The sequence below is a fragment of the Terribacillus sp. JSM ZJ617 genome, assembly GCF_044383785.1.
Classification (GTDB): Bacteria; Bacillota; Bacilli; order Bacillales; family Amphibacillaceae; genus Terribacillus.
Genome location: NZ_JBISEQ010000002.1, coordinates 492,103 through 516,295, shown reverse-complemented (window position 1 = coordinate 516,295; position 24,193 = coordinate 492,103). Strand labels below are relative to the sequence as shown.

27 protein-coding genes are annotated in these 24,193 nt (G+C 44.7%); 26 read left to right on the top strand and 1 reads right to left on the bottom strand.

Annotated features, from left to right (window positions below; genetic code table 11):
* Positions 1-9 precede the first annotated feature (9 nt).
* From ACH6C1_RS08805 to ACH6C1_RS08715, 19 genes are all read left to right on the top strand, one after another.
* Entirely contained in the window at positions 10-972 is a 963-nt protein-coding gene (locus ACH6C1_RS08805; protein WP_374076408.1) for an asparaginase, read from the top strand.
* Between the two features lie 100 nt (positions 973-1,072).
* Positions 1,073-1,741 carry a glutamic-type intramembrane protease PrsW gene (prsW, locus tag ACH6C1_RS08800; RefSeq protein ID WP_366249844.1) on the top strand — a complete coding sequence of 223 codons (669 nt, stop codon included), beginning with the start codon at positions 1,073-1,075 and terminating at the stop codon, positions 1,739-1,741.
* 108 nt (positions 1,742-1,849) lie between these two features.
* A complete protein-coding gene (sleB, locus tag ACH6C1_RS08795) occupies positions 1,850-2,683 on the top strand; it encodes a spore cortex-lytic enzyme (RefSeq protein ID WP_374076406.1) in 834 nt (277 codons plus the stop codon).
* A 15-nt stretch (positions 2,684-2,698) separates the two neighbouring features.
* A complete protein-coding gene (ypeB, locus tag ACH6C1_RS08790) occupies positions 2,699-4,048 on the top strand; it encodes a germination protein YpeB (protein WP_374076404.1) in 1,350 nt (449 codons plus the stop codon).
* An 85-nt stretch (positions 4,049-4,133) separates the two neighbouring features.
* Positions 4,134-4,808, top strand: coding sequence for a flagellar brake protein (locus ACH6C1_RS08785; RefSeq protein ID WP_374076402.1), 675 nt, complete (start codon positions 4,134-4,136; stop codon positions 4,806-4,808).
* Positions 4,809-4,892: 84 nt separating this feature from the next.
* Positions 4,893-5,570 (top strand): (d)CMP kinase, encoded by a 678-nt coding sequence (gene cmk / locus ACH6C1_RS08780; RefSeq protein WP_095222648.1) that lies wholly within the window; start codon positions 4,893-4,895, stop codon positions 5,568-5,570.
* Between the two features lie 12 nt (positions 5,571-5,582).
* Entirely contained in the window at positions 5,583-6,167 is a 585-nt protein-coding gene (locus ACH6C1_RS08775; RefSeq protein WP_095222649.1) for a lysophospholipid acyltransferase family protein, read from the top strand.
* Positions 6,168-6,275: 108 nt separating this feature from the next.
* Positions 6,276-7,421: a 30S ribosomal protein S1 gene (gene rpsA / locus ACH6C1_RS08770; RefSeq protein ID WP_095222650.1), complete on the top strand. Its 1,146-nt coding sequence runs from the start codon at positions 6,276-6,278 to the stop codon at positions 7,419-7,421.
* A gap of 109 nt (positions 7,422-7,530) precedes the next feature.
* Positions 7,531-8,118 carry a YphA family membrane protein gene (locus tag ACH6C1_RS08765; RefSeq protein ID WP_374076399.1) on the top strand — a complete coding sequence of 196 codons (588 nt, stop codon included), beginning with the start codon at positions 7,531-7,533 and terminating at the stop codon, positions 8,116-8,118.
* 105 nt (positions 8,119-8,223) lie between these two features.
* Complete coding sequence (gene der, locus ACH6C1_RS08760; protein WP_095222652.1) at positions 8,224-9,534, top strand: ribosome biogenesis GTPase Der; 1,311 nt, start codon at positions 8,224-8,226, stop codon at positions 9,532-9,534.
* Positions 9,535-9,555: 21 nt separating this feature from the next.
* The gene (locus tag ACH6C1_RS08755; protein ID WP_374076397.1) at positions 9,556-10,593 is read left to right on the top strand and encodes an NAD(P)H-dependent glycerol-3-phosphate dehydrogenase; all 1,038 of its coding nucleotides are present in this window, start codon (positions 9,556-9,558) and stop codon (positions 10,591-10,593) included.
* 57 nt (positions 10,594-10,650) lie between these two features.
* A complete protein-coding gene (locus tag ACH6C1_RS08750; protein ID WP_095222654.1) occupies positions 10,651-10,911 on the top strand; it encodes a stage VI sporulation protein F in 261 nt (86 codons plus the stop codon).
* A 338-nt stretch (positions 10,912-11,249) separates the two neighbouring features.
* On the top strand, positions 11,250-12,728 hold the full coding sequence (gene spoIVA / locus ACH6C1_RS08745; protein ID WP_095217924.1) for a stage IV sporulation protein A: 1,479 nt from the start codon (positions 11,250-11,252) through the stop codon (positions 12,726-12,728).
* 228 nt (positions 12,729-12,956) lie between these two features.
* Positions 12,957-13,229 carry an HU family DNA-binding protein gene (locus ACH6C1_RS08740; RefSeq protein WP_095222655.1) on the top strand — a complete coding sequence of 91 codons (273 nt, stop codon included), beginning with the start codon at positions 12,957-12,959 and terminating at the stop codon, positions 13,227-13,229.
* A gap of 150 nt (positions 13,230-13,379) precedes the next feature.
* Complete coding sequence (locus ACH6C1_RS08735) at positions 13,380-14,162, top strand: heptaprenyl diphosphate synthase component 1 (RefSeq protein WP_374076393.1); 783 nt, start codon at positions 13,380-13,382, stop codon at positions 14,160-14,162.
* A gap of 2 nt (positions 14,163-14,164) precedes the next feature.
* Positions 14,165-14,884 (top strand): demethylmenaquinone methyltransferase, encoded by a 720-nt coding sequence (gene menG / locus ACH6C1_RS08730; protein ID WP_095222657.1) that lies wholly within the window; start codon positions 14,165-14,167, stop codon positions 14,882-14,884.
* A 35-nt stretch (positions 14,885-14,919) separates the two neighbouring features.
* Positions 14,920-15,891 carry a heptaprenyl diphosphate synthase component II gene (gene hepT / locus ACH6C1_RS08725; RefSeq protein WP_374076391.1) on the top strand — a complete coding sequence of 324 codons (972 nt, stop codon included), beginning with the start codon at positions 14,920-14,922 and terminating at the stop codon, positions 15,889-15,891.
* Between the two features lie 64 nt (positions 15,892-15,955).
* On the top strand, positions 15,956-16,405 hold the full coding sequence (gene ndk / locus ACH6C1_RS08720) for a nucleoside-diphosphate kinase (RefSeq protein WP_374076389.1): 450 nt from the start codon (positions 15,956-15,958) through the stop codon (positions 16,403-16,405).
* 105 nt (positions 16,406-16,510) lie between these two features.
* Positions 16,511-17,293 carry a CheR family methyltransferase gene (locus ACH6C1_RS08715; protein ID WP_286160706.1) on the top strand — a complete coding sequence of 261 codons (783 nt, stop codon included), beginning with the start codon at positions 16,511-16,513 and terminating at the stop codon, positions 17,291-17,293.
* A 21-nt stretch (positions 17,294-17,314) separates the two neighbouring features.
* On the opposite strand, the gene ACH6C1_RS08710 is transcribed toward ACH6C1_RS08715, so the two are convergent.
* On the bottom strand, positions 17,315-17,548 hold the full coding sequence (locus ACH6C1_RS08710; RefSeq protein ID WP_374076387.1) for a DUF2798 domain-containing protein: 234 nt from the start codon (positions 17,546-17,548) through the stop codon (positions 17,315-17,317).
* A gap of 116 nt (positions 17,549-17,664) precedes the next feature.
* Here ACH6C1_RS08710 and ACH6C1_RS08705 point away from each other — a divergent pair, with 116 nt between their 5' ends.
* The 7 genes from ACH6C1_RS08705 to aroA all read left to right on the top strand — a co-directional run bounded on the left by ACH6C1_RS08705 (position 17,665) and on the right by aroA (position 24,178).
* Positions 17,665-17,958 (top strand): MerR family transcriptional regulator, encoded by a 294-nt coding sequence (locus ACH6C1_RS08705; RefSeq protein ID WP_095222661.1) that lies wholly within the window; start codon positions 17,665-17,667, stop codon positions 17,956-17,958.
* A 106-nt stretch (positions 17,959-18,064) separates the two neighbouring features.
* Complete coding sequence (aroC, locus tag ACH6C1_RS08700) at positions 18,065-19,231, top strand: chorismate synthase (protein ID WP_374076385.1); 1,167 nt, start codon at positions 18,065-18,067, stop codon at positions 19,229-19,231.
* Positions 19,231-20,310, top strand: a complete 1,080-nt coding sequence (gene aroB, locus ACH6C1_RS08695) for a 3-dehydroquinate synthase (RefSeq protein ID WP_374076383.1) — start codon at positions 19,231-19,233, stop codon at positions 20,308-20,310. Before aroC ends, aroB begins: the two co-directional genes overlap by 1 nt.
* On the top strand, positions 20,307-20,681 hold the full coding sequence (aroH, locus tag ACH6C1_RS08690) for a chorismate mutase (RefSeq protein WP_095222664.1): 375 nt from the start codon (positions 20,307-20,309) through the stop codon (positions 20,679-20,681). Before aroB ends, aroH begins: the two co-directional genes overlap by 4 nt.
* Positions 20,678-21,778, top strand: coding sequence for a histidinol-phosphate transaminase (hisC, locus tag ACH6C1_RS08685; RefSeq protein ID WP_374076381.1), 1,101 nt, complete (start codon positions 20,678-20,680; stop codon positions 21,776-21,778). The genes aroH and hisC overlap by 4 nt, the downstream gene beginning before the upstream one ends.
* 1 nt (position 21,779) lies before the next feature.
* Positions 21,780-22,877, top strand: coding sequence for a prephenate dehydrogenase (locus ACH6C1_RS08680; protein ID WP_095222666.1), 1,098 nt, complete (start codon positions 21,780-21,782; stop codon positions 22,875-22,877).
* 11 nt (positions 22,878-22,888) lie between these two features.
* The gene (gene aroA, locus ACH6C1_RS08675; RefSeq protein ID WP_374076379.1) at positions 22,889-24,178 is read left to right on the top strand and encodes a 3-phosphoshikimate 1-carboxyvinyltransferase; all 1,290 of its coding nucleotides are present in this window, start codon (positions 22,889-22,891) and stop codon (positions 24,176-24,178) included.
* Positions 24,179-24,193: the final 15 nt, after the last annotated feature.

The window sequence follows — 24,193 nt, the reverse complement described above, 5'->3', positions numbered from 1 at the left end:
AGAAAATCGATGAAAAAAGGGAAAGTTGTATTGATCACTACTGGCGGCACAATTGCCAGTGTTCCGAATGAAGAAAGCGGGAAACTTGCATCCGGTGAAATGACGGGTGAGGAACTGCGCAGCCAGATTGATCTGCCGGATCATATCGAAGTCAAAGTGGTAAGTGCACTTCAGAAACCGAGTATGCACATTACGTTTGATGACCTGCTGTCATTAAAAGAAATAATCGAACAGCAGCTAAAGGATCCGCAAGTCCAAGGGGTTGTTGTCACACATGGCACAGATTCGCTGGAGGAAACGGCTTATTTCCTTGATTTGACCATAGCGGATGCCCGTCCAGTTGTAGTCACAGGTTCACAGCGTGCTATCCACGAACTTGGTTCTGATGTGTTCATCAACCTGCGCCACGCTGTTCTGACAGCTTTTGATGACCAATTGTTGAATTGCGGGACTGTTGTTGTTTTCAATGAGCGTATTTTCCCAGCAAAATATGTTAAAAAAGAGCATGCCTCCAATATCCAAGGCTTCAATGCTTTCGGGTTCGGTTATTTAGGTATTATTGACAATGATAAAGTGTATCTCTATCAAAAACCGGTCAAACGGAATACGTATCAGCTGAAAAGCAGGCTTCCTGACGTGGATATTATCAAGTGCTATCTGCAGGCGGACGGCAAATTTATTAAAGCAGCGCGTGAAGCAGGGGTGAAAGGCATTGTCTTAGAGGGCGTTGGGCGAGGACAAGTAGCTCCAAAAATGAAAGAAGAAATCCTTCAAGCCTTACAGGATGGTATAAAAATCATTCTGACGACTGCTTCTGAAGAAGGTAATGTTTATACGACTTATGATTATGAGGGAAGTGCCTATGATCTGTATAAGGCTGGTGTTCTGTTAGGGAAGGATCAAGATAGTAAGAAAGCCCGTATCGAGCTTGCTGTTGCTTTGGCATCGTATCAGACCGATAGGCTTATATAGACCGCAGGAATTATTTCCTGTTTCTTTCCAGTAACATATTCCAAAAAAATAGACCACATGGTACGATAAGGGAAGATTGTTAGTTGGAAGAGGTGCTATCATGCTTACCATCCTTTCCGCAGCTATTGCGCCAGCCCTCGCGCTTCTCACCTTCTTCTATTTGAAGGATCGTCTGGAGCCCGAGCCGCTCAGCATGGTACTGCGGACTTTCCTATATGGCGCTCTGCTTGTTTTTCCTATCATGTTCATCCAATATGCGATGAAAGCTGAAGGATTAAGCACGCATCCGATTGTTTATTCATTTTTCACTGTCGGATTCATGGAAGAGTTCTTCAAATGGTTCATCTTCCTGTACACAGCTTTCCGGCACACTGAGATGGATTCGGTATATGATGGGATCATTTATGGTGTCAGTATCAGCTTGGGCTTTGCTACGGTGGAGAATGTACTCTACTTATTTGCGCATGGAGTAGACTATGCTTTCACTCGGGCGCTCTTCCCGGTTTCTTCCCATGCTCTTTTTGGAGTGCTGATGGGATATTATCTCGGAAGAGCTAAATTCGGAAGTTATCATCCCCGTTTGCGTATTTTCGGAGCGATGCTGATCCCGTTTTTGCTGCACGGATTGTACGATTATATTTTACTGATTGTTACATTCAACTGGATTTACGTACTGGTTCCCTTCATGATCATCCTTTGGATAATCGGACTTCGTAAAGTGCGATCAGCAATTCAGCATCCTATTGAACAGATACATACAACGAAATAAAAGAGTCAGGCAGTGAATCTGCCTGGCTCTTTTTTTGTTGCATAATATGTGCACACGAGAAGAAAGCTATCAGTATCAGATCATAGTTAGGTTGGAGGAAAAAGACAGATGGAAAGTAAAAAGTTTCGGCTATGCAAATTGTTATGTGCCGGTCTGATATTGATAGGCGCAATCCTATCGGCACCTGTAGAGACTAAAGCCTTTTCCGATCAGGTGATCCAGCATGGAGCCACAGGTGACGACGTAGTGGAACTGCAAGCTCGCTTACAATATGCAGGATACTACAATAAAACAATTGATGGTGTTTTCGGGTGGAGCACGTACTGGGCACTTCGTAATTTTCAATATGAATTCGGAATGGAGATTGACGGTGTTGCAGGCCAGCAGGCGAAAGACAAGCTAGTTTCCATGACGAAGTACGACAAAGCCTTCGTTATGCGTCAGATTCAAGAAGGTAATACATTCACTTATTATGGTGGAACACCGCAGGAAAATCAGGTGAAGAAGCGTGGTAATGGAGGCGGAGGCGGTAACAATGCTAATGCTGATGCTCCATCTACGTCTGCAGTCAATGTTCCAAATGGGTATTCTCAGAATGATATTAAACTTATGGCTAATGCTGTCCATGGAGAAGCGCGAGGAGAACCGTATGTTGGGCAAGTAGCAGTAGCAGCAGTCATTCTGAACAGGGTGGAAGATCCTTCTTTCCCCAACACCATCTCTGGTGTCATTTTTGAACCGAGAGCTTTCACAGCTGTTGCAGATGGCCAAATATGGCTGACACCTGATGAAACAGCAGAACAAGCAGTATTGGATGCAATAAACGGCTGGGATCCTTCCGGAGGAGCCATTTATTACTTCAACCCAAACACGGCAACTTCGCCATGGATTTGGGGCAGACCTCAGATTAAAACGATCGGTGAACACATTTTCTGTATGTAGAAAGGAGAGCGAAGGATGTACAAATGGGTTATTATCGGCGTTCTGGCTTTGGCACTCACAGGAACAGCTTTTTGGGGCTATAATGAACGCCAGGAAAAGAATGATATCAAGATGCAAGCAGAGAATAATTATCAGCGTTCTTTCCACGAGCTGACGTATCGGATTGATACTCTGCACGATAAGATCGGAGCGACACTGGCAATGAACTCCAGAGATTCCCTTTCCCCACAATTAGCGGAAATCTGGCGTTTATCATCTGAAGCACATACAGACGTCGGCCAGCTTCCATTAGCACTATTACCGTTTGAAAAAACTGAGAAATTTTTAACGAACATTGGAGATTTTACGTACAAAACAGCTGTCCGGGATTTGGACAAGGAACCATTGTCTGAAGAAGAAATGGAGCGCTTGGAGAAGCTGCATGATAATGCGGGGCAAATTAAAGATGAGCTGCGGAATGTCCAAAATACAGTTTTGGGAGATAACCTGCACTGGACTGATGTGGAGCTTGCGTTATCGGATGATGAACCAGATCATTCAGATAATACCATCATTTCAAGCTTTAAAAATGTAGATGATACCTCAGGAGGATTTTCAGACGAAAAAGATTTCAATAACGGTGCATTGCCAGCCTCCAATGAAGAGCATAAATTTGAAGGTGTGACCGGTGAACGAATCAATCAAAAACAAGCAAAGACAGTTGCTGCAAAAGCTTTTGATTTGAATACGATAAGCGGCATAGAAGGCGGAAAATCAGGTAAAGGATCTGATGTACCTCTATATAGTCTCTCCTATCAAAAGGATGGTGAAAGCGGCTATGCAGATATCAGTCAAAAAGGCGGTCACATTCTTACACTAATGATGCAGCGTGATCGGGAGGAGCCGAAACTGGGATTGCACGATGCCCAGCAAAAGGCACAGGACTTCTTGGAAGAGCAGAAACTGGCGGATATGGAAATGGTGCAGAGCAGCCAGTATGATTCTGTCGGTATCTTCTTCTTTGTACCTGTCCAAAACGACGTTCGTATTTATGCAGATATAGTCCAAGTGAAAGTAGCTCTCGATAATGGAGATATACTAGGCTATAATGCCCGTGACTATTTTATGAATCACCATAAGCGTGATTTACAGGAACCAAAGCTTACAGAAGACCAAGCAGCAGAAAAACTGAATCAAAATGTTCAGGTACAGGAGACGCATCTTGCTTTGATCGAGAACGATACCCATGAAGAAACACTCGTCTATGAAATAATGGGTACTAGAAATGACGAAACTTACCGAATTTATGTAAATGCCGATACAGGAAAAGAAGAAGAAATCGAGAAACAAACAACAACAGAAGCACGTTTTCTGCAAAGTACGTAAAGGGGAATGGCAAACAGCCTTCCCCTTTTTGAATATATTTGTAATAATAGGAAGAAAGAACGATTCAAGGGAAGAGGCGAGGTGCTTGCTGAAAATCGGTAGTACTTTAGTATTAGAGAAAACAGATACATTAAATCGGGACGAATGGCTGCGATATCGGGCCAAAGTAATCGATTTGGCAGAAAATGCGATTTATATCGATTATCCGGTAAACGAACAGACAAAACGGACAGATATTTTTCCAGTCGGTACTGCTTTTAGAGCATTATATGTGACAGAAGACGAGAATGCATTTACATTCGGAACATCAATAATGGGCAGAGAAATGCTGAAAGTTCCGGCATTGAAACTATCAATGCCGAAGGAAGATGCTATCCGGAAGATTCAGCGACGCCAATATGTGCGAATTATGACGAGTACGGATGTGGCTCTTCACAGCAACGAAGCTGGTGTACCCCCGATTTCATCCATTACACTTGATATAAGCGGAGGGGGGCTGTCTTTGCTGCTGCCTGAGAAACATGGATTCAAGGAGAGGATGAGCGTAACGCTGTATATTGCCTACTCCCTGCAGAAAGAGGGTCCTGCTTTTCTGACAGCCTCAGGAAATATCATTCGAATCGTCCGTAATGAGAAATCCGGCAAAATAATCGCCAGCATTCAGTTCGATGAAATCCAGGAACGGGACAGACAAGCAATCATCCGTTTCTGCTTTGAGCGTCAGCGGGAACAGCGGAAAAAAGGGGTCCGAATCAGGTAGACTTCAAATAGACCAAGCCGCTTTCCTGTGTTATGCTTTATTAGGTTTTATTTCCGATTATGATGAGAAAAAGGATTGAATTGAATGACGAAAACTATCGCTATCGCAATTGATGGACCTGCAGCTGCAGGCAAAAGTACGGTATCCAAATTAGTCGCTAAGAAATTGCAATTTGTATATGTGGATACTGGTGCCATGTACCGAGCACTTACACTGACTGCACTTGAGGCTGGAGCTGACTTGGAATCAGAGGAAGCCTTACTATCCTTGCTGCAAGGAATTGACATTGTTTTAATGCAGCATGAAGACGGTCAAAAAGTACTTGTAAACAGTAAAGATGTAACCGAAGCAATCCGCACGAATGAAGTGACAAATAATGTTTCCATTGTCGCTAAGCATCCGCTTGTACGCGAAGAAATGGTGAGACGACAGCAGAAACTTGCAGCCGATAATGGTATTGTCATGGATGGCCGTGATATTGGGACTCGAGTCCTTCCGGATGCTGAAGTGAAGATTTTCATGATAGCTTCTGTAGAGGAACGTGCAGAGCGCCGTTATAAAGAAAATATCGCCAAAGGATTCGAGGCAGATCTGGAACAGCTGAAAGAGGAAATTCGTCTCCGTGACAAGCTCGATTCTGAAAGGGAAGCATCTCCATTAGTCAAAGCCGAAGACGCTGTTGAAATCGATACAACTGCACTATCGATCGATGGTGTTGTAGAAAAAATCCTTAAAGCCGTACACGAGGCTCTCGGAAGATAAGGAGTAGGGATTATGTCATTATATACCATAGGTAAGATGATCCTTAGTGCTGCATTTTACCCGATGTTTCGTATAAAAGTATATGGCAAGGAACATGTTCCTAAAGAAGGACCTGTTTTGGTCTGTTCCAATCATATCTCCAATTTCGATCCGCCAATACTAGGTATTACCTGTCCGCGTGACATCGCCTTCATGGGAAAAAGTGAGCTTTTCAAGCCTAAGCCGCTTGGCTGGCTCATGAAGAACTTAAATGTTTTTCCAGTGAAGCGGGGCATGCAGGATCGTGGGGCACTTCGTGTAGGATTGGACATATTAGCCGAAGGCAAGACGATGGGTTTGTTCCCAGAAGGAACTAGAAGTAAGGACGGTAAACTCGGGGAGCCCCTTCCTGGAATAGGTTTCTTTGCCATGCGCTCGGAAGCGAAAGTTGTACCTTGTGCGATTATTGGCTCCTATAAAGGGGTAAAAGCATTGAAAGTAATCTATGGACCGCCAATTGATATGGAAGAGCTGAGAGAGCGTAAAGCGCCGGCTAAAGAAGTATCACAGGTGATCATGGATGAAATACAACTTCTAATGAATAAGCATGTCGGATAGATGCCCTATCACTTGACAAATATCTTCAAATGTTAGAAGTTAGAAAAAAGGACATTTCTATGTTTTTTTACTAATGTTTTGTCTCGTAAACTGAAGGAGGTCTCTTTGATGGATGAAATGAATGAGCAAGCTACGGATTTCAAGGAATTGTCTGTAGGCGATACTGTAACCGGTAAAGTGGTGAAAGTGGAAGATAAACAAGCTTTGGTAGACATTGGCTACAAAGTGGAAGGTATCCTGCCAATCAGCGAATTATCCAGTCTTCATGTTGAGCGTGCTGCTGATGCAGTGAGTGAAGGTGAAGAGTTGACACTTAAAGTGAAAAAAGTAGATGACGAAGAAGTCGTTCTATCCAAGCGTGCAGTCACTGCTGAGCTTGCATGGGATGACCTGGAAGCGAAATTCGAATCCGGAGAAGTCTTCGAAGCTGAAGTCAAGGAAGTCGTCAAAGGCGGTCTTGTTGTAGATGTCGGCCTTCGCGGATTCATCCCTGCTTCCCTCGTGGAAACATATTTTGTGGAAGAGTTTGAAGGGTACAAAGGAAAACCGCTTACGCTGAAAGTGGTCGAGCTGGACCGCGAACAGAACCGTGTCATCCTTTCTCACCGTGCGGTAGCCGAGGAAGAGGAAGCTTCCAAGAAACAGGAAGTGCTTGACAGCCTAGAAGCTGGCCAAGTAATTGACGGTACAGTACAGCGTTTGACTGACTTTGGTGTCTTCGTCAGCATTGGCGGCGGAATTGACGGGCTCGTACACATTTCCCAGCTTTCTCATGAGCATGTGGAAAAGGCATCTGATGTCGTGACAGAAGGTCAAGAAATCAAAGTCAAAGTGCTTGGTGTCGACAAAGAAAACGAGCGCATCAGCCTATCCCTGAAAGAGACACTCCCAGGACCTTGGGAGAACATCAGTGATCGAGCACAAGCAGGGGATGTACTGGAAGGCGAAGTGAAGCGCTTGGTAAGCTTCGGTGCATTTGTTGAAGTATTCCCAGGTGTTGAAGGCCTTGTCCACATTTCCCAAATTGCTAACCGTCATATCGGTACGCCGCAGGAAGTGCTTGAGCCAGGTCAAACAGTGCAAGTGAAAGTTCTTGATGTCAACGAAAGCGAAAAACGCATGAGCTTGAGCATCAAGGAATTAGAACAAGATGAAAACGATGCTGTCATCAAGGAATACGAAAAAGAAGAAGAGCATTCCGGCTTCCAGCTTGGAGATATTCTCGGTGACAAATTGAATAAGTACAAGCAATAATCTTAAAAGACCAAGGCTGTCCCAAAAGGACAGCCTTGGTCTTTTTTTGTGATCCGTGTATAGTTTTTCTCCTCACTTGTCATAATGCTGATACAAGGAGGAGTGAAAAATGGACGGGTTTTACTTTTATTGGGCTACATGGATCAGCTGGATCTTGGTAACCTTTTTCATGCGTCATTCATTGGCTCGGACACTTTTTGCATTCGCTATATTGCTTACCATTTCATTATCTGGTTTTTCCGTTAATTTTGCTGGACATCGAATTTTTGCTACCGTTTTTCTGCTTGCTGTCATTGGCTACCTATTCATTTTTTCCAGTAAGCGAGTTGGAAGGGGGACATTTGGGAGCATTTGTTTAGGAATTGCTTATGCGGGAATGCTGCTTTGGGAACTGACAAATCCCGTCGCACTGCTTATTCCGCGTATCCTTTTGTTTTCATTGACATTATTTGCCCTTGTCATCTATCTGACTCGGAATTTCCATTTACAGCTTGGCATTAGCTGCTTGGGTTTTGCTATCGGGGAAGTCATTTATCTGTTGCTATTGGATATTTATGGTCTGCAGCAAGATGCTGGCAGCTTTAAAGCAATGGATGTACTGGGAACGATACTGCTTCTAATAATCTCAACAAAACTGCTTGGTATGCTGAGAAAGTATCTGCGAAATAAGTCGAAATGGACTCCCGGACGAACATGATGTCGAAAAATATTGTTTCCCTATGACGCTTTTGCTAGAATAAAACAGTTAGGTTGCAACAGAAGAACCAGCACATAAAGGAAAGTAGGAAAGGATGTTCCTTTCATGAGGAAATCAGTAGTTGCCATTGTAGGCAGACCAAACGTAGGAAAATCAACAATATTCAACCGTCTGGCCGGGGAAAGGATCTCCATTGTGGAAGATACACCTGGTGTGACACGTGACAGAATCTATACGGAAGCAGAATGGCTGAACCAGCCGTTTAACATAATTGACACCGGCGGTATCGAAATCGGAGATGCACCATTTCTAGTGGAAATCCGTGAGCAGGCAGAACTTGCCATTGCAGAAGCGGATGTCATCATTTTCATGGTGAACGGGCGCGAGGGTATCACGGGCGCGGATGAAGAAGTAGCGAAGATTCTATTCCGTTCCAATAAGCCTGTTGTACTGGCTGTCAATAAAGTGGACAACCCGGAAATGCGAGATCAGATTTATGAGTTTTACAGCCTTGGCTTTGGCGAGCCATTCCCAATCTCTGGTACACATGGTTTAGGGCTGGGTGATTTGCTTGACGCAACTGTCCAGCATTTCCCTGAGCGTGCCGAGATGCAGGAAGATGAAGAAACGATTCATTTCAGCTTGATCGGCAGACCGAATGTCGGAAAATCGTCCCTAGTGAATGCACTGCTTAATCAAGAACGTGTAATTGTAAGTGACGTTGCTGGAACGACGCGTGATGCAGTCGATTCATCCTTCACAAGAGAAGGACAAGACTTTGTCATCATCGATACCGCTGGTATGCGTAAACGCGGAAAAGTATATGAGACAACTGAACGATACAGTATCCTTCGTGCATTGAAAGCGATTGAGCGATCCGATGTCGTCCTCGTGCTTATTAATGCAGAAGAGGGCATCATCGAACAAGATAAGAAAATTGCCGGATATGCGCATGATGCTGGTAAAGCAATCGTTATCGTCGTCAATAAATGGGATACTGTTGAATCCGATGAGAAGAAGATGAAGGAATTCACAGACGAAATTCGCGCGCATTTCCTTTACTTGGATTATGCACCAATCGTCTTCTTGTCTGCTAAGACGAAAAAACGGATCCATACACTATTGCCTGCAATTCTGACAGCAAGTGAAAATCATGCGAAACGTATTCAGACAAATGTTCTGAACGACGTTATCATGGATGCCTTGGCAATGAATCCAGCTCCGACATACAAAGGCCAGCGTCTGAAAGTGCTTTATGCTACGCAAGTGGCAGTCAAGCCGCCAGCGTTTGCTGTATTCGTCAATGATCCGGAACTGATGCACTTCTCTTATGTTCGATTCCTTGAGAATAGAATCAGAGAAGCATTCGGATTCACTGGTACACCAATAAAGATTTTCCCTAGAAGAAGATCATAAACAGGGACGAGGAGGATTTTTATGACACAACAGATAGCAGCAGTACTCGGTGCCGGCAGCTGGGGAACCGCCCTTGCCATGGTTTTGGCGGACAATGGACATGATGTGAGACTTTGGTCTCATAATCCGAATCAGGTTGCTGAAATTAACGAGAAGCGCCAGAATGAGAAATACCTGCCTGGAGTGACACTTCCTGAGGCTATTACTGCTTATGCAGATATAGAAGAGGCTGTACATGATGCAGCTGCTGTGATCCTCGTCGTACCTGCAAAAGCAACGCGCGAGGTGGCTGCGAAGCTTGCGGGACACATTCCTGCCGAAGCCGTTATTGCGCATGCTACGAAGGGAATTGAACCAAAAACTAGTAAACGCGTCTCCCAGATGATCGAAGAAGAACTGAAGCATGTCACACATCGTCCAGTCGTTGTCTTGTCAGGTCCAAGCCATGCAGAGGAAGTAGCGAAAAGACAGCCGACGACGCTAAGTGCCTCTTCTGTCGAAATGGAAGAAGCGAAGAAGGTCCAAGAGCTGTTCATGAATGAATACTTCCGCGTTTACACCATCACGGACATGGTCGGCGTGGAACTTGGCGGTTCCTTGAAGAATATCATTGCCCTTGGAGCAGGTATTTCCGATGGCCTGGGTTATGGGGATAATGCGAAAGCAGCATTGATCACAAGGGGTCTCGCAGAAATTGCCCGCCTTGGAACAAAGCTAGGAGCAAATCCTCTCACATTCATTGGCTTATCCGGTATGGGGGATCTCATTGTGACTTGTACGAGTGTCCATAGCCGTAACTGGCGCACTGGTAATATGCTCGGTAAAGGTATGACATTGGATGAAGCGCTCGCCCAAATGGGTATGGCTGTAGAAGGTGTCCGAACGACCGAAGCTGTGGCTGAGCTTGCTGACAAGGCTGGTGTCGATATGCCAATCACCCAGGGAATCAATCAAGTCCTCTTCCATGGTGCAAAAGCCAAGGACATTGTTGATCAGCTTATGACACGTTTGCCAAAACATGAAATGGATGATCTTCAAGATGTATTGAATGCCCGCTAACATTTTTTCTCTCCTTGCATATACTGTTTCGTAGCTAATCTGCAAGGAGGAATGAACGTGGCAGACTTTCAAAAGAACTTGATTGATCAGATTCAGAAAAAATCGAATGTGAAGGCTGATGATATCTACAAGGTAGCCAACTCTGTTAAAAGTGCGAATTTCCAAGACGAAGCAACAGTGCGTGGTTTAGTGAAGCAATTGGCTGCAATGGCAGGCAAGCCGCTTACACAGGCGAAAGAAGATAAAATCGTCAAAGCCATCATCGGTAACAATATGCCGACTGATATGAACACGCTAAGCAAATTATTCAAAAACTAACAGCGGCAATTGGGCAGAACAACTTACCATTCCTTGCCCTTTACGCATAAACTAACTCGCACCAGCATATTTTTCTAGGTTGCCTTGGGTATAATTTAGTCTATTTCAAGAAGAAGCGTCTGCTTCTTCTTTTTTTATTGGTATGATCCCCGACTGCAGCGCATAGATTATCCGCAGAGGGCAATATGCTGTTCGTCCTTTCCTGCAAAACCGCCCTTTGATGCCAGCAGGCAAGGAATCCATTATTTCTAGCATATTTGGATAGGACAACATCATAAACTGCTAGTGTATGTAGCTAAGACTGTCCATGCATCGAAAGTAGATCGGGAGGGGATCTTTTGGAAAGAGTAGATATTTTTAAAGATATCTCGAAACGGACAAACGGCGATATCTACCTTGGGGTGGTAGGGGCTGTCCGAACAGGGAAATCGACTTTTATCAAGAAGTTCATGGAATTGGTTGTCCTGCCTAACATGGAGGATGAAGCAGAGCGGGCCCGAGCCCAAGATGAACTGCCGCAAAGCGCAGCTGGTCGGACGATCATGACGACAGAACCGAAATTCGTTCCGAACAACGCTGTCTCCCTTCAAGTGGACGAAGGTCTGGAAGTAAGTGTCCGGGTCGTCGATTGTGTAGGATATACAGTGGCAGGTGCAAAAGGGTTTGAAGATGAAAATGGGCCGCGCATGATCAACACGCCATGGTATGAGGAGCCTATCCCATTCCATGATGCTGCCGAGATCGGAACCCGCAAAGTGATTCAGGAGCATAGCACCATTGGTGTCGTTGTGACGACAGACGGTTCGATCGGCGAAATTCCGCGAACTGATTATGTGGAGCCGGAAGAGCGAGTCGTATCTGAGCTGAAGGAAGTTGGCAAGCCGTTCATCATGGTGATCAATTCGGTAACTCCGCATAACCAAAACACCGAGCTGCTCCGCCAGGAATTGAGTGAAAAATATGATATCCCAGTACTCGCGATGAGTGTAGAAAGCATGACGGAACATGATGTATATAATGTGCTTCGGGAGTCGCTGTATGAATTCCCGGTCCTGGAAGTGAACGTCAATTTGCCGAGCTGGGTGATGGTGCTGAAGGAAGACCACTGGCTCCGTTCCAATTATCAAGTAGCCATCCAGGAAACAGTCAAGGATATCAAACGGCTTCGTGATGTTGATCGTGTTGTGGGGTACTTTGATGAATATGATTATATCGAAAGAGCAAATCTTGCTGGAATGGAACTGGGCGAAGGAGTAGCAGAAATAGATTTACATGCTCCGGATGCTTTGTACGATCAAGTGCTGAAGGAAATTGTCGGGGAAGAAATTCGCGGAAAGGATCACCTGCTGCAGCTGATGCAGGATTTCTCCCATGCGAAACGTGAGTATGATCAAGTATCCGATGCGCTGCATATGGTAAAACAGACAGGCTATGGTATCGCAGCACCTAGTCTTCAGGATATGGCTTTGGATGAACCTGAAATCATCCGTCAAGGCTCTCGTTTCGGAGTTCGGCTGAAGGCTGTTGCACCGAGTATCCATATGATCAAAGTAGATGTCCATTCCGAATTTGCACCGATTATCGGAACAGAGAAGCAGAGCGAAGAGCTGGTTCGATATTTGATGCAGGACTTCGAGGAAGACCCGCTTTCCATCTGGGATTCAGACATCTTCGGCCGTTCCCTCAACAGCATTGTAAGAGAAGGAATTCAAGGCAAAATCAGCTTGATGCCGGAAAATGCCAGATATAAATTGAAAGAAACATTGGAAAGAATCATTAACGAAGGATCGGGCGGATTGATAGCGATCATTCTATGAGCGGCAAATGAGCCGCTTTATTTTTTTGTCAAAAAATCATGCTGAAATGCGATAAATTTAAGGTTTTCTGGCGTTTTGTGTTGAATTATGACGCTAAGTCGTATATTATAAGCGTTGATATCGCTCTGTGAGCGGTATTGATAGGTATAAAACCTATCTTTATAGTGAACAAATGATAGCATATGCTATTATCTTTACTGTTCAAGGTAATGTCAGGGAGGTGTAATGATGAACAAAACAGATCTTATCAATACTGTTGCTGAGAAAAGCGATCTTTCTAAAAAGGATGCTACGAAAGCTGTTGACGCAGTTTTCGATTCAATCATGGATTCTCTTAAACAAGGTGACAAAGTACAATTGATCGGTTTCGGTAACTTCGAAGTACGCGAGCGTGCTGCACGTAAAGGCCGTAACCCGCAGACTGGGAAAGAAATCGAAATCCCGGCGAGCAAAGTGCCAGCGTTCAAAGCCGGCAAGGCCCTTAAGGATAACGTGAAGTAATTACATATGGGCTGTGATGAGGGATGCCTGAATACATCAGGTGTCCCTCATTTTTATTTGACAAGCTTGCAGACAAGACGAAATAGGACTTGCTATGCTATAATACTTTTTATACAGTTTGAAATACGAAAAAGGGCGCAGGTGATTGTTTTGTCCTATGCATCCATGGAAGAGCTACACACATTACGAAATAAAATAGAGAAGCGCATGCAGCAGACTTATCTGGACAAGAATACGGAAGCGCCATTCTTGGACGAAAATAAGCTGCTGATACTGCAGACGCTATTTGGTCAAACGAACCTGCCCGATAAGCAGCAGACAGACTACGTGATCACAATCATGCTAATCCAGATGGCGCTGGACACTCATGATAAAGTGATCGTAACCACTAAATCTGACGAGACGGCTGATGAACGGAAAAACCGACAGCTGACTGTATTGGCTGGTAATTATTATAGTGCGCTGTATTATCAGATTCTTGCTGGTCTGGAAGAAATTGATATGGTAGCGCTGCTGGCAACCAGCATTAAAGAAATCAACGAACAGAAAATGTCATTGCATTATGATACGACTTCAACGGAAGCGTTCTTTACAAAGCTAGGACGGCTGGAAAGCAGCTTGTTCCGAACTGCAGCTTCCCGTTATATGGATACAGCAATACTTGAGCCGCTGAATGACTATTTCCTGATTAGCAGACTACAGCAGGAGGCCAGGGAAAAGAAACAGACGTCCTTGCTTTCAAAGCTTGCTGCAATTCTAGAAACGGAAAAGAGCGGACTGACTGTGATGGAAGCGATACATCAGGAGATAGAAGCTGCTAAAGATCGGCTTCTAGCTAGACTGGATATACTGCCGCCGGTCTTTGCAAAGTTATCCCGCAAGCTGCTGCTTCAGGGGAATCGGCAGGAAGAGTTATTTCTGGAAGAAGGGTAATTATGGCACAAGAAACGAAAGAACAGCGTGTACACCACGTTTTCGAAAAGATATATGACCGCTATGATTTTATGAACTCTGTCATTTCCTTCAGGCGTCACCGTGCTTGGAGACGGAGTGTGATGAAGAAAATGCAGGTACAGCCAGGAGATACAGCATTGGATGTTTGCTGTGGAACTGGTGACTGGTCCTTTTCGCTTGCTAAGGCTGTCGGTCCGAAAGGGCAAGTGACAGGTCTTGACTTCAGCAAGAATATGCTTTCAGTAGCAGAAAAGAAAAACACGGAAAAATCAATCGATCAGCTATCGTTCACATGGGGAAATGCAATGGAGCTGCCGTTTGAGGATAATTCTTTTGATTTCGTGACCATCGGCTTCGGCCTGCGTAATGTACCTGATTATCTCCAAGTATTGAAGGAGATGTATCGGGTGGTCAAACCTGGTGGCAAAGTAGTTTGCCTGGAAACATCACAGCCGACGATGTTCGGTTTCAAACAAGTATATTATTTTTATTTCAAACGAATCATGCCAGTATTAGGTAAGCTTCTGGCGAAAAGTTATGATGAGTACAGCTGGCTGCAGGAATCTGCAAAGGATTTCCCAGGCAAGAAGGAACTTCGCGGGCTATTCCAGCAAGCTGGACTGACGAATGTGAAGATTAAGACATATACAGGCGGCGTAGCAGCTATGCATATGGGAGAAAAGCCGGCGGTAAGGAACTGACTGGCAAAATGTCTGGACGGATGAAGGTGACGTGAATGAAATTACCGATGATCTACTCATATTTAAAAAAGGACTTGGACAGAATCGAGGATGCGATGACAAACACGATTCGCGCTGAGCATCCTGTCCTGGAGGATGCGTCGGTACAGCTTCTCCGAGCCGGAGGCAAGCGGATCCGACCGGTTTTCGTTTTGCTGAGCGGTAAGTTCGGAACGTATGAACTGCCTCGGATCCAAACCGTGGCCGTCGCACTCGAATTGATTCATATGGCTTCGCTTGTCCACGATGATGTCATTGACGATGCGGAACTCCGACGTGGGAAACCGACCGTAAAGGCGAAATGGGACAATAAGGTGGCCATGTATGCGGGTGATTATATCTTCGCTCGATCCCTGGAGTACCTTTCTAAGCTGGAAGAGCCAAGGGCGCACCAGATTCTTGCGCACACGATTGTCGAGCTTTGTATCGGTGAAGTGGAGCAGATTCGGGATAAATACCGGATTGAGCAGCACTTGAAAGATTACCTCCGGCGCATACGCCGTAAGACAGCGATACTTATTGCAGCCAGTGCACGGCTTGGTGCAATTGCATCCGGAGCGTCACTTCAGCATGAGCGTGCATTGTATCGGTACGGTTATTTTGTGGGGATGAGTTATCAGATCATCGATGATGTGCTCGATTTCACGGCATCTGAAGCTGATTTGGGCAAGCCGGCTGGCGGTGATTTACTTCAGGGGAATATGACACTTCCTGCTTTGCTTGCATGCGAAGATCGTTTCTTCAAAGAACGGCTTACACAGGCCTTTCGCAATCCGGAAGCCTTGGATCGGGAAACTTTGCAGCCATTTATCCAGCACATAAAAGCTTCAGACAGCATCAAGCGATCGTTGGAAATCAGTGACCGCTACTTACAGAAAGCATATCAGGAATTGGATAAATTGCCGCCAACAAGAGATCGTAATACACTGAAACAAATTGCTAGACATATAGGTAAGCGCAGCTCCTGATTGTAAAACGCTTACATAACTGGTATGATGACAGTAAAGTTCAGAAAAGGGAGCTGTATTTAGTATGGAAAAAACATTTTTGATGGTTAAGCCGGATGGCGTACAACGCGGATTGATTGGGGAAATCGTAACAAGATTTGAAAAGAAGGGCTTGAAGCTTCTGGCAGGTAAGATAATGGTTGTAACAGAAGAGCAAGCAAAGACGCATTACATAGAACATGAAAGCAAACCCTTCTTCGGTTCTTTGATCAGCTATATTACATCCGGTCCGGTATTTGCAATGGTTTGGGAAGGCAAAGATGCTGTCGCACTTACGAGAAGCATGATTGGGGCGACTAAACCAACAGATGCAGCACCAGGGACTATCAGAGGCGATTATGCAGTCGAGATGAGCCGTAACCTTATCCATGGTTCTGACAGCCCAGAAAGTGCTGAACGGGAAATCGCAAATATGTTTAAAGCCGATGAACTGGTTTCATATGAACAAGCAACAGCGAAATGGCTATATGAATAAATGAAAAATGCAGGCGTACATGCCTGCATTTTTTATTTACATCTACCAACAATCGTCTATATACAGTAAAATAGAACTAGATACATATAGACAGGGGAACATGACGTGGCAACAGATTATGATTACTTTGTACAGCAAATCAAAGCACATACGGGTATCGATTTATCACAATATAAAGAAGCGCAGATGCTGAGGCGTTTGACGACGCTTCGTGAAAAGAGAGGCTTTAAAGATTTTAAGGCATATTCTCAGGCAATCAAGGATGACGCTGCTTTGATGGATGAGTTCCTTGATCGCATGACCATTAATGTCTCTGAATTCTACCGAAACTATCAGCGCTGGGAAGTGTTGGAGCGACGGATACTACCCGAACTGCTCAAGAAAAAGAAGCCGCTGAAAATATGGAGTGCCGCTTGCTCTACCGGTGAAGAACCATATACATTAGCAATCCTTCTTGATCGTTACGCTAAGGGAACTTCGTACACCATCCATGCAACCGACTTAGATCAGCGTGTGCTGGATACGGCTAAGCTCGGAAAGTATAATGAAAGGGCATTGAAAGAAATGCCAGCAGCAATCAAATCCGCTTATTTCAATCAAGACGGATCCGTATTCCAAATAAAAGACGAATTAAAGCAGCATATTCAATTCAAGCAGCATAATCTGCTGGCCGATGCTTATGATACGAATTACGATTTAATCATTTGCCGGAATGTACTAATTTACTTCACAGAAGAAGCGAAGGCAGATATATATCATAAATTCAGTAAATCCTTGGCATCTGATAGTTATCTCTTTGTCGGCAGTACAGAACAAATATTCAATCCCGGCATCTATGGCTTGGGTGCAGTCGACACATTTTTCTATCAAAAACAAAAAACAGACTAGGAGAATTCCTAGTCTGTTTTCTTATTCTTTAATCCGTATTATCTTCGACACATGTCGATTGACGAATGCCGGAAGAAAGAAAGAGATGGCGAATACTAAAGTAAAAGCAATGAACCAAGCACGCAGCCAGTTTGATAGTTGGAAAGCTTGTAATCCTGAATTCACTGCTGTTAATGTAAAAGAAATAATGGCGGTCATTATGGCAGCAGTGACAGCGCTGCAAAGAACGCGATGAATTTTTGAATTGACAATCATGTTCGTACTCCTTTTGTAACTAATCTCCAATAATTATATATTATCTTCAAAAGTTGTCAAATGGATTAAATGACGTATAATGATGCTAAAGCTGCATGGAGGGGGCAAAATTTTGAATGGATGAAATTGATTATAAACTGCTGCGGCAGATGGCGGTAACTATTGGAGACGCAGCTAAAATCACTGATATTCCGATTCGAAAGCTTAGATACTGGGAAGATAAAGGTTATATCGATAGCGTAGAGGAAAAGACGAATACGACAAGGCGGTTCGATTATTATATGATCAAGAAAATTGTCCTAATGAAGGAATTGTTGGAAGACGGTTATACCGTGGAAGCTGCCTCTAAAAAAGCGGAAGCCCGTCTCGGCACATTGCGTCACGTATTCGAGGAGAGCAGCCGAAAATAACGATAAGTTACTGCTCGAAAATATTGTCAGAATTGTTCCCACTTAAGAAACAAGTTATGTTATAGTAAATAAAATTACAAAGAACAGAGACAACGGAGGAATATACATGCGCTACTTAACTGCAGGTGAATCACATGGTAAACAGCTTACAACAATTGTAGAAGGTGTTCCTTCCTATTTACCGTTGACTACCGATGATATCAACGCATCCTTGCTTGAGAGGCAGAAAGGTCATGGCCGGGGCAAGCGAATGCAGATTGAAAAAGATTTGGTCGACATTGTAGGCGGTGTCCGTCATGGATATACACTGGGATCTCCTATCGCACTTGTCATACATAATGATGATTTTAAGCACTGGGTAGATGTAATGGGTGAGGACCCAGTGGAAGATCCGCAAGCTGTGCGTCGAATCGTCTCACGTCCAAGACCCGGACACGCGGATTTAAACGGTGCCTTGAAATACGGCCATCGCGACATGAGAAATGTATTGGAGCGTTCATCTGCTCGTGAAACAGCAGCGCGCGTGGCAGCTGGTGCTGTAGCTAAAAAGCTTCTTGCGGAATTGGATATAAATATTGTTGGCTATACAAAGGAGATTGCGGGCATTAAAGCAGTTGAATTCCCAGATTATACATATGAAGAAAGAGATAGTATTTCAAAAGCATCATCAGTACGCTGCCTTGATCCACAGGCTTCTGAACAAATGGTAAATGCGATTGATCAAGCAAAGAAAGACGGAGATTCTATCGGCGGTGTCGTGGAGGTCTTTGTAGAAGGACTGCCAGCAGGTATTGGATCTTACGTGCACTATGACCGTAAACTTGATGGTCGTATTGCAGGAGCTGTCGCGAGCATTAATGCATTCAAAGGTGTGGAATTCGGGATCGGCTTTGAAGCAGCAAGACTTCCAGGAAGTCAAGTACATGACGAAATTGCATGGGATAAAGAAAATGGCTATTACCGCAAAACGAATCGTCTTGGCGGATTGGAGGGCGGCATGACAACTGGTATGCCACTCATTGTCAAAGGTGTCATGAAACCAATCCCGACTCTTTATAAACCGCTACAGAGCGTGGATATAGAGACTAAGGAGCCGTTCAATGCCAGTATCGAACGTTCCGATAGCTGTGCCGTTCCGGCTGCAGCTCTAGTAATGGAGCATGTAGTGGCATTCGAGATAGCAAAGGCGATTTTGGAACAGTTCCCGAATGATCAGTTTCCAAAGCTTCAGGAAGCGATCAAAAACTACCGGGAAGAAATCCGGGTGTTCTGATGGAACAGATAACAGTAAAGGCAAGTCAGTCAAGTTACAAAGTTTCTGTAGGTGCGGGAATCAGGCATAAATTGTCTGAGTTCCTGCCTAAGTCCTATCAAAATGTATTTGTTGTCACCGATACTAGTATCGCACCTCATTATCTGGATGATTATGTAACTTCACTCTTGCCAGATGCTAAGATAACAAAGAAAATCATCGAGCCAGGGGAAGCGGCTAAAAGTAAGGATGTATATTTCGACATATTGGATAGTATGTTCGAGGCTGAGCTTGACCGAAAGGCCCTGGTCCTAGCCTTGGGCGGAGGAGTTATTGGTGACTTGGCCGGGTTTGTGGCAAGTACATATATGCGAGGCATCGACTTCGTTCAGCTGCCGACAACAATCCTTGCCCATGATTCGAGTGTCGGAGGTAAGGTTGCGATCAACCATGAAACTGGAAAAAATCTTATTGGAAGCTTCTATCCTCCAGTTGCTGTCGTTTACGATGTAGACACTATTACCACACTACCAGAAAAAGAAGTGCGAAGCGGCTATGCTGAGCTAATCAAGGAAGCTTATATCGGGAACGCTGCCTTTCTCAGCCAGCTGCTGGAACGTGAAAAACTAGACAAAGAAAATCAGGAACTGCTTATTCAGGATTTGTCTTATGGGATACGTGTGAAAACGAAGATCGTTGAGGCAGATGAAAAAGAAAATGACCTTCGGAAGTATTTGAATCTCGGTCATACACTCGGTCATGCAATTGAAGCAGAAGCAGGCTACGGCACATTCACTCACGGAGAAGCTGTCGCAATTGGTATGCTGTTTGCTTTGGAGTTGAGTGAGAAACGATTCGGAGCTGATTTGCGTTTAGAGGAATTCCGCAGCTGGATGGAACGAAACGATTACCCGTTGCAATTGCCTGATCTTTCTCCTGAAAGACTCGTTAAGAGAATGCAAATGGATAAAAAATCGGAGAACAAAGAAGTACACATGGTGCTGCTTCGTGAAATCGGGGAACCGGTGACTGAAAGAATCGATCATGATACGCTTCATGACGCTGTTAGATCATTCCTTGAGAGGATGAGCAGAGCATGATACGAGGTTTTAGAGGAGCAACAACTGTAGCTGAGAATGATGAGAAACAAATTATCGAAGCAACTGCAGCTATGCTGGATGAAATAGTCTCGGAGAATGCGATAGACCCGGAGGATGTTGTCCAAGTACTTATTTCGGCTACTCCCGATTTGACAAAAACATTTCCGGCAAAAGCATTGCGCGTCTTTCGCGATGACTGGACATATGTACCTGTCATGTGTATGCAGGAGCTGGCAATTGAAGGCGGGCTGCCTAAATGCATTCGTGTGATGCTGACAGCACGGACTGACTTGGCACAGAAGGACATTCATCATGTTTATCATGAGGAAGCAATCAAATTACGTCCCGACTTAAAGGAGGAGCATCAATGAGAGCAAAACAGATTTTGAATGAATTGACAGCTTACAAACCAGGAAAACCGATGGAAGAGGTTCGGAAGGAATTTGGATTGGATCGCATCGTAAAACTCGCATCCAATGAAAATCCCTACGGTTTTTCAGCTAAAGTAAAAGAGGCCTTGCCGACATTCGCAGATGAACAAGAGATCTATCCTGATGGATATGGTACAGCATTGAAAGAGAAATTGGCAGAGCGCTTTGGCGTAGGCTTAGATCAAATCGTTCTCGGAGCGGGCTCTGATGAAATCATTATGATGCTTTGCCGCACATTCCTTGCGCCTGGCCTTAACACGGTAATGGCACATCCTTCTTTTTCGCAATACCCGCATCATGCTTTGATTGAAGGGGCAGAAGTCCGGGCAATTGAAACAAAGAACGGGTTCCACGACCTTCCAGCAATGCTGGAAGCAATCGACGAGAAAACAGGAATCGTTTGGCTATGTACACCTAACAATCCAACAGGAAACCATATTGCCAAAGCAGACTTTGAAAACTTCCTTCGTCAAGTTCCAAAAGAGGTTCTGGTAGTAGCGGATGAGGCTTACGTCGAGTTTCTGGAAACTGATGACTATTTTGATACACTAGCTGCTTTGAGTGAATACCCGAATTTGATCACACTGCGCACTTTCTCTAAAGCGTATGGTTTAGCTGCATTGCGCGTAGGTTACGGAATCGGTCATCCGGAAGTTATTCATAAGATTAACGTAGTAAGAAGTCCGTTCAATAATACGACAATTGCACAAAAGGCAGCGATTGTGGCACTTGATGATCAAGAATTCATCAAGGATTCCATCGCTAAGAATAACCAAGTGAAGCATAACTTCCTGGCATTCTGTGATGCTCACCAAATCAAATATTATGAGTCACATACAAACTTCGTCTTGATATACGACCTGCCTGTCAGCGGAGATAGTGTCTTCCAGCATATGCTTTCCAAAGGCTTTATCATTCGTTCCGGCGACGCTCTCGGTATTCCGAACAGTGTCCGAATCACGATTGGTAATGAACAGGATATGACGGAATTCACTGTGTTACTTGATCAATTCTTGACTAGCGTGAAAGAAAGCTAAGATGGAGACGGTCGTAATCGCGGGACTTGGTTTGATCGGCGGCTCGCTTGCTCGTAATATCCAAACGCACAAGCAAGTTCATCTTATCGGAGTAGATCAAAGGGAAAGTACGTTGGAGTATGCCCTGAAGCATGAGATCATCGATGAAGCGTCGTCTTCTTTCCAAGAAGCTGCACGCAAGGCAGATATCATTATACTTGCTGCACCAGTTTCCAAGTCTGTCGAGCTACTTAAGGAGCTTGATAGTATGAAACTGGAAAAAGATGTGCTTGTAACCGATGTTTCATCAGTTAAGGGTCCGATCTTCCAGCAGGCTGCGTCCCTTCAGTCCGACAAAGTATACTTCGTCGGCGGCCACCCGATGGCAGGTTCCCATAAACACGGAATAGAGGCTTCAAAAGCACATTTGTTTGAGAATGCCATATATGTTTTGACACCTGTTCAGCGGGCTAGGGAAAGTGATATCAAGCGGTTGGAGAACTTGCTTGATGGTACGAAAAGCAGTTTTATCACGTTATCGGCAGAAGAGCATGATGAGATGACCGGAGTTGTTTCTCATTTTCCTCATTTGATTGCATCTGCGCTGGTACAGCAGGCAAAGAAATGGGAAGCGAAACATAGCTTCCTTCCTAAACTCGCTGCAGGCGGATTCCGTGATATCACCCGGATTGCCTCGAGCAATCCCGGTATGTGGCAGGACATTTTCTTTCAGAACAAAGAGAAGATGGGGGTCCTGCTTGACGATTGGATTGAGGAAATGCAGGCTTTTCGAAAGCTTTTGGCAGAAGATCAGGGACAGCAGATTCATACCTACCTGGAAGAGGCGAAGCAATATCGGGACGGTTTAGAACCTCGGAAAAAAGGTGCAATACCAGGGTATTACGATTTGTATGTCGATATTACTGACCGGCCCGGAGCTTTGCAGAAAGTTCTCACCATCGTCGCTGATGCTGGTTTGAGTATTGTGAATATCCAAATACTTGAGCTGCGTGAAGGGCTGACAGGTGTTCTTCGCCTCAGCTTTTCAGAGCAGAAAATCCAGCTGAAGGCAAAAGGTGTGCTGGAAGTTTTCGGATATGAAGTAAAGATAGAAGATTGAAGGTGGAAGCAGTGACAGATGTACGACTCAAACCTACAGCAAAGGGACTTTCTGGTTCTATTACCGTACCAGGCGATAAATCGGTTTCCCACCGAAGCATCATTTTCGGTGCTTTGGCCAAAGGAAAAACTACTGTCCGTCATTTCTTGACTGGAGAGGATTGTCTTCGGACGATAGATGCTTTTCGAGCGCTTGGTGTCTCGATTGAACAGGATGGGGATACGGTTATCATCGATAGCGCAGGGAAAGACAGCTTTACAGAACCGACTGTTCCGATTTACTTTGGTAATTCTGGAACAACCGCCCGCCTATTGCTTGGTGTTTTTGCAGCCTTGCCATTTCATATAACAGCATATGGGGATGCATCACTTACTAAACGACCGATGGATCGTGTTGTGATTCCTTTGCGACAGATGGGGGCAAAAATAAATGGGCGTGAGCAAGGGAAGTATTTGCCGTTGGCCATTGACGGACAAAATCTCTCAGCTCTTACATACCACACCCCAGTAAAAAGTGCACAAGTGAAATCAGCTTTGCTGCTGGCGGGTTTGTTAGCAAATGGCGAAACGCAGATTTCTGAAGATGTCAAGACGAGGGATCATACTGAACAGATGCTGAGAAGCTTCGGGGCGAGCATTGATGTAAAAGGAACGACAGTCACGGTCAAAGGCGGCCAGCAACTCGTCGGCACAGATGTCTATGTTCCAGGAGATATTTCATCGGCTGCTTTCTTCCTTGTTGCAGCATGTCTCGTTCCAGGCAGTGAAATCATATTAACGAATACCGGTTTGAATGCTACACGTACTGGCATTTTGGATGTGCTGCAGCAAATGGGTGCCGATATGGAAATCAAAGAGCATGACATTCAAGCTGGTGAGCGAATCGGAGATATCACGATACGATATCGCACTTTGAAAGGCACAGAGATAGGCGGAAACATCATTCCCCGGCTTATCGATGAGCTGCCTATCTTGGCATTATTGGCAACGCAGGCTGATGGAGAAACAATCATCAAGGATGCGGAGGAACTTCGGTACAAGGAAACCGATCGAATCGAGGCGATTGCAGCAACACTGCGGAGTTTTGGTGCTGAAGTGGAATCGACACCTGATGGAATGAGAATTCCTGGAAATCAATCCCTTACAGGTGCAACTGCTGATTCTTTCGGTGATCACCGAATCGGGATGATGATTGCTATTGCCAGCTTGATTGCAACAGGGGAGACAGTTTTAACTGATGCGGACAGCATCAATATCTCTTACCCATCATTTTTTGCGGATCTACGTGCGCTGCAGGATTGATTAAGTCTGATTCCC

Coding starts and splice junctions, on each gene's coding strand:
- sleB (WP_374076406.1), top strand. CDS start 1,850: ATGGAAAGTAAAAAGTTTCGGCTATGCAAATTGTTATGTGCCGGTCTG.
- ndk (WP_374076389.1), top strand. CDS start 15,956: ATGGAAAAAACATTTTTGATGGTTAAGCCGGATGGCGTACAACGCGGA.
- ACH6C1_RS08805 (WP_374076408.1), top strand. CDS start 10: ATGAAAAAAGGGAAAGTTGTATTGATCACTACTGGCGGCACAATTGCC.
- aroC (WP_374076385.1), top strand. CDS start 18,065: ATGCGCTACTTAACTGCAGGTGAATCACATGGTAAACAGCTTACAACA.
- ACH6C1_RS08775 (WP_095222649.1), top strand. CDS start 5,583: ATGTCATTATATACCATAGGTAAGATGATCCTTAGTGCTGCATTTTAC.
- aroB (WP_374076383.1), top strand. CDS start 19,231: ATGGAACAGATAACAGTAAAGGCAAGTCAGTCAAGTTACAAAGTTTCT.
- ACH6C1_RS08740 (WP_095222655.1), top strand. CDS start 12,957: ATGAACAAAACAGATCTTATCAATACTGTTGCTGAGAAAAGCGATCTT.
- ACH6C1_RS08680 (WP_095222666.1), top strand. CDS start 21,780: ATGGAGACGGTCGTAATCGCGGGACTTGGTTTGATCGGCGGCTCGCTT.
- menG (WP_095222657.1), top strand. CDS start 14,165: ATGGCACAAGAAACGAAAGAACAGCGTGTACACCACGTTTTCGAAAAG.
- cmk (WP_095222648.1), top strand. CDS start 4,893: ATGACGAAAACTATCGCTATCGCAATTGATGGACCTGCAGCTGCAGGC.
- hepT (WP_374076391.1), top strand. CDS start 14,920: ATGAAATTACCGATGATCTACTCATATTTAAAAAAGGACTTGGACAGA.
- ACH6C1_RS08765 (WP_374076399.1), top strand. CDS start 7,531: ATGGACGGGTTTTACTTTTATTGGGCTACATGGATCAGCTGGATCTTG.
- hisC (WP_374076381.1), top strand. CDS start 20,678: ATGAGAGCAAAACAGATTTTGAATGAATTGACAGCTTACAAACCAGGA.
- der (WP_095222652.1), top strand. CDS start 8,224: ATGAGGAAATCAGTAGTTGCCATTGTAGGCAGACCAAACGTAGGAAAA.
- ACH6C1_RS08755 (WP_374076397.1), top strand. CDS start 9,556: ATGACACAACAGATAGCAGCAGTACTCGGTGCCGGCAGCTGGGGAACC.
- ACH6C1_RS08705 (WP_095222661.1), top strand. CDS start 17,665: ATGGATGAAATTGATTATAAACTGCTGCGGCAGATGGCGGTAACTATT.
- ypeB (WP_374076404.1), top strand. CDS start 2,699: ATGTACAAATGGGTTATTATCGGCGTTCTGGCTTTGGCACTCACAGGA.
- aroH (WP_095222664.1), top strand. CDS start 20,307: ATGATACGAGGTTTTAGAGGAGCAACAACTGTAGCTGAGAATGATGAG.
- prsW (WP_366249844.1), top strand. CDS start 1,073: ATGCTTACCATCCTTTCCGCAGCTATTGCGCCAGCCCTCGCGCTTCTC.
- ACH6C1_RS08710 (WP_374076387.1), bottom strand. CDS start 17,548: ATGATTGTCAATTCAAAAATTCATCGCGTTCTTTGCAGCGCTGTCACT.
- rpsA (WP_095222650.1), top strand. CDS start 6,276: ATGGATGAAATGAATGAGCAAGCTACGGATTTCAAGGAATTGTCTGTA.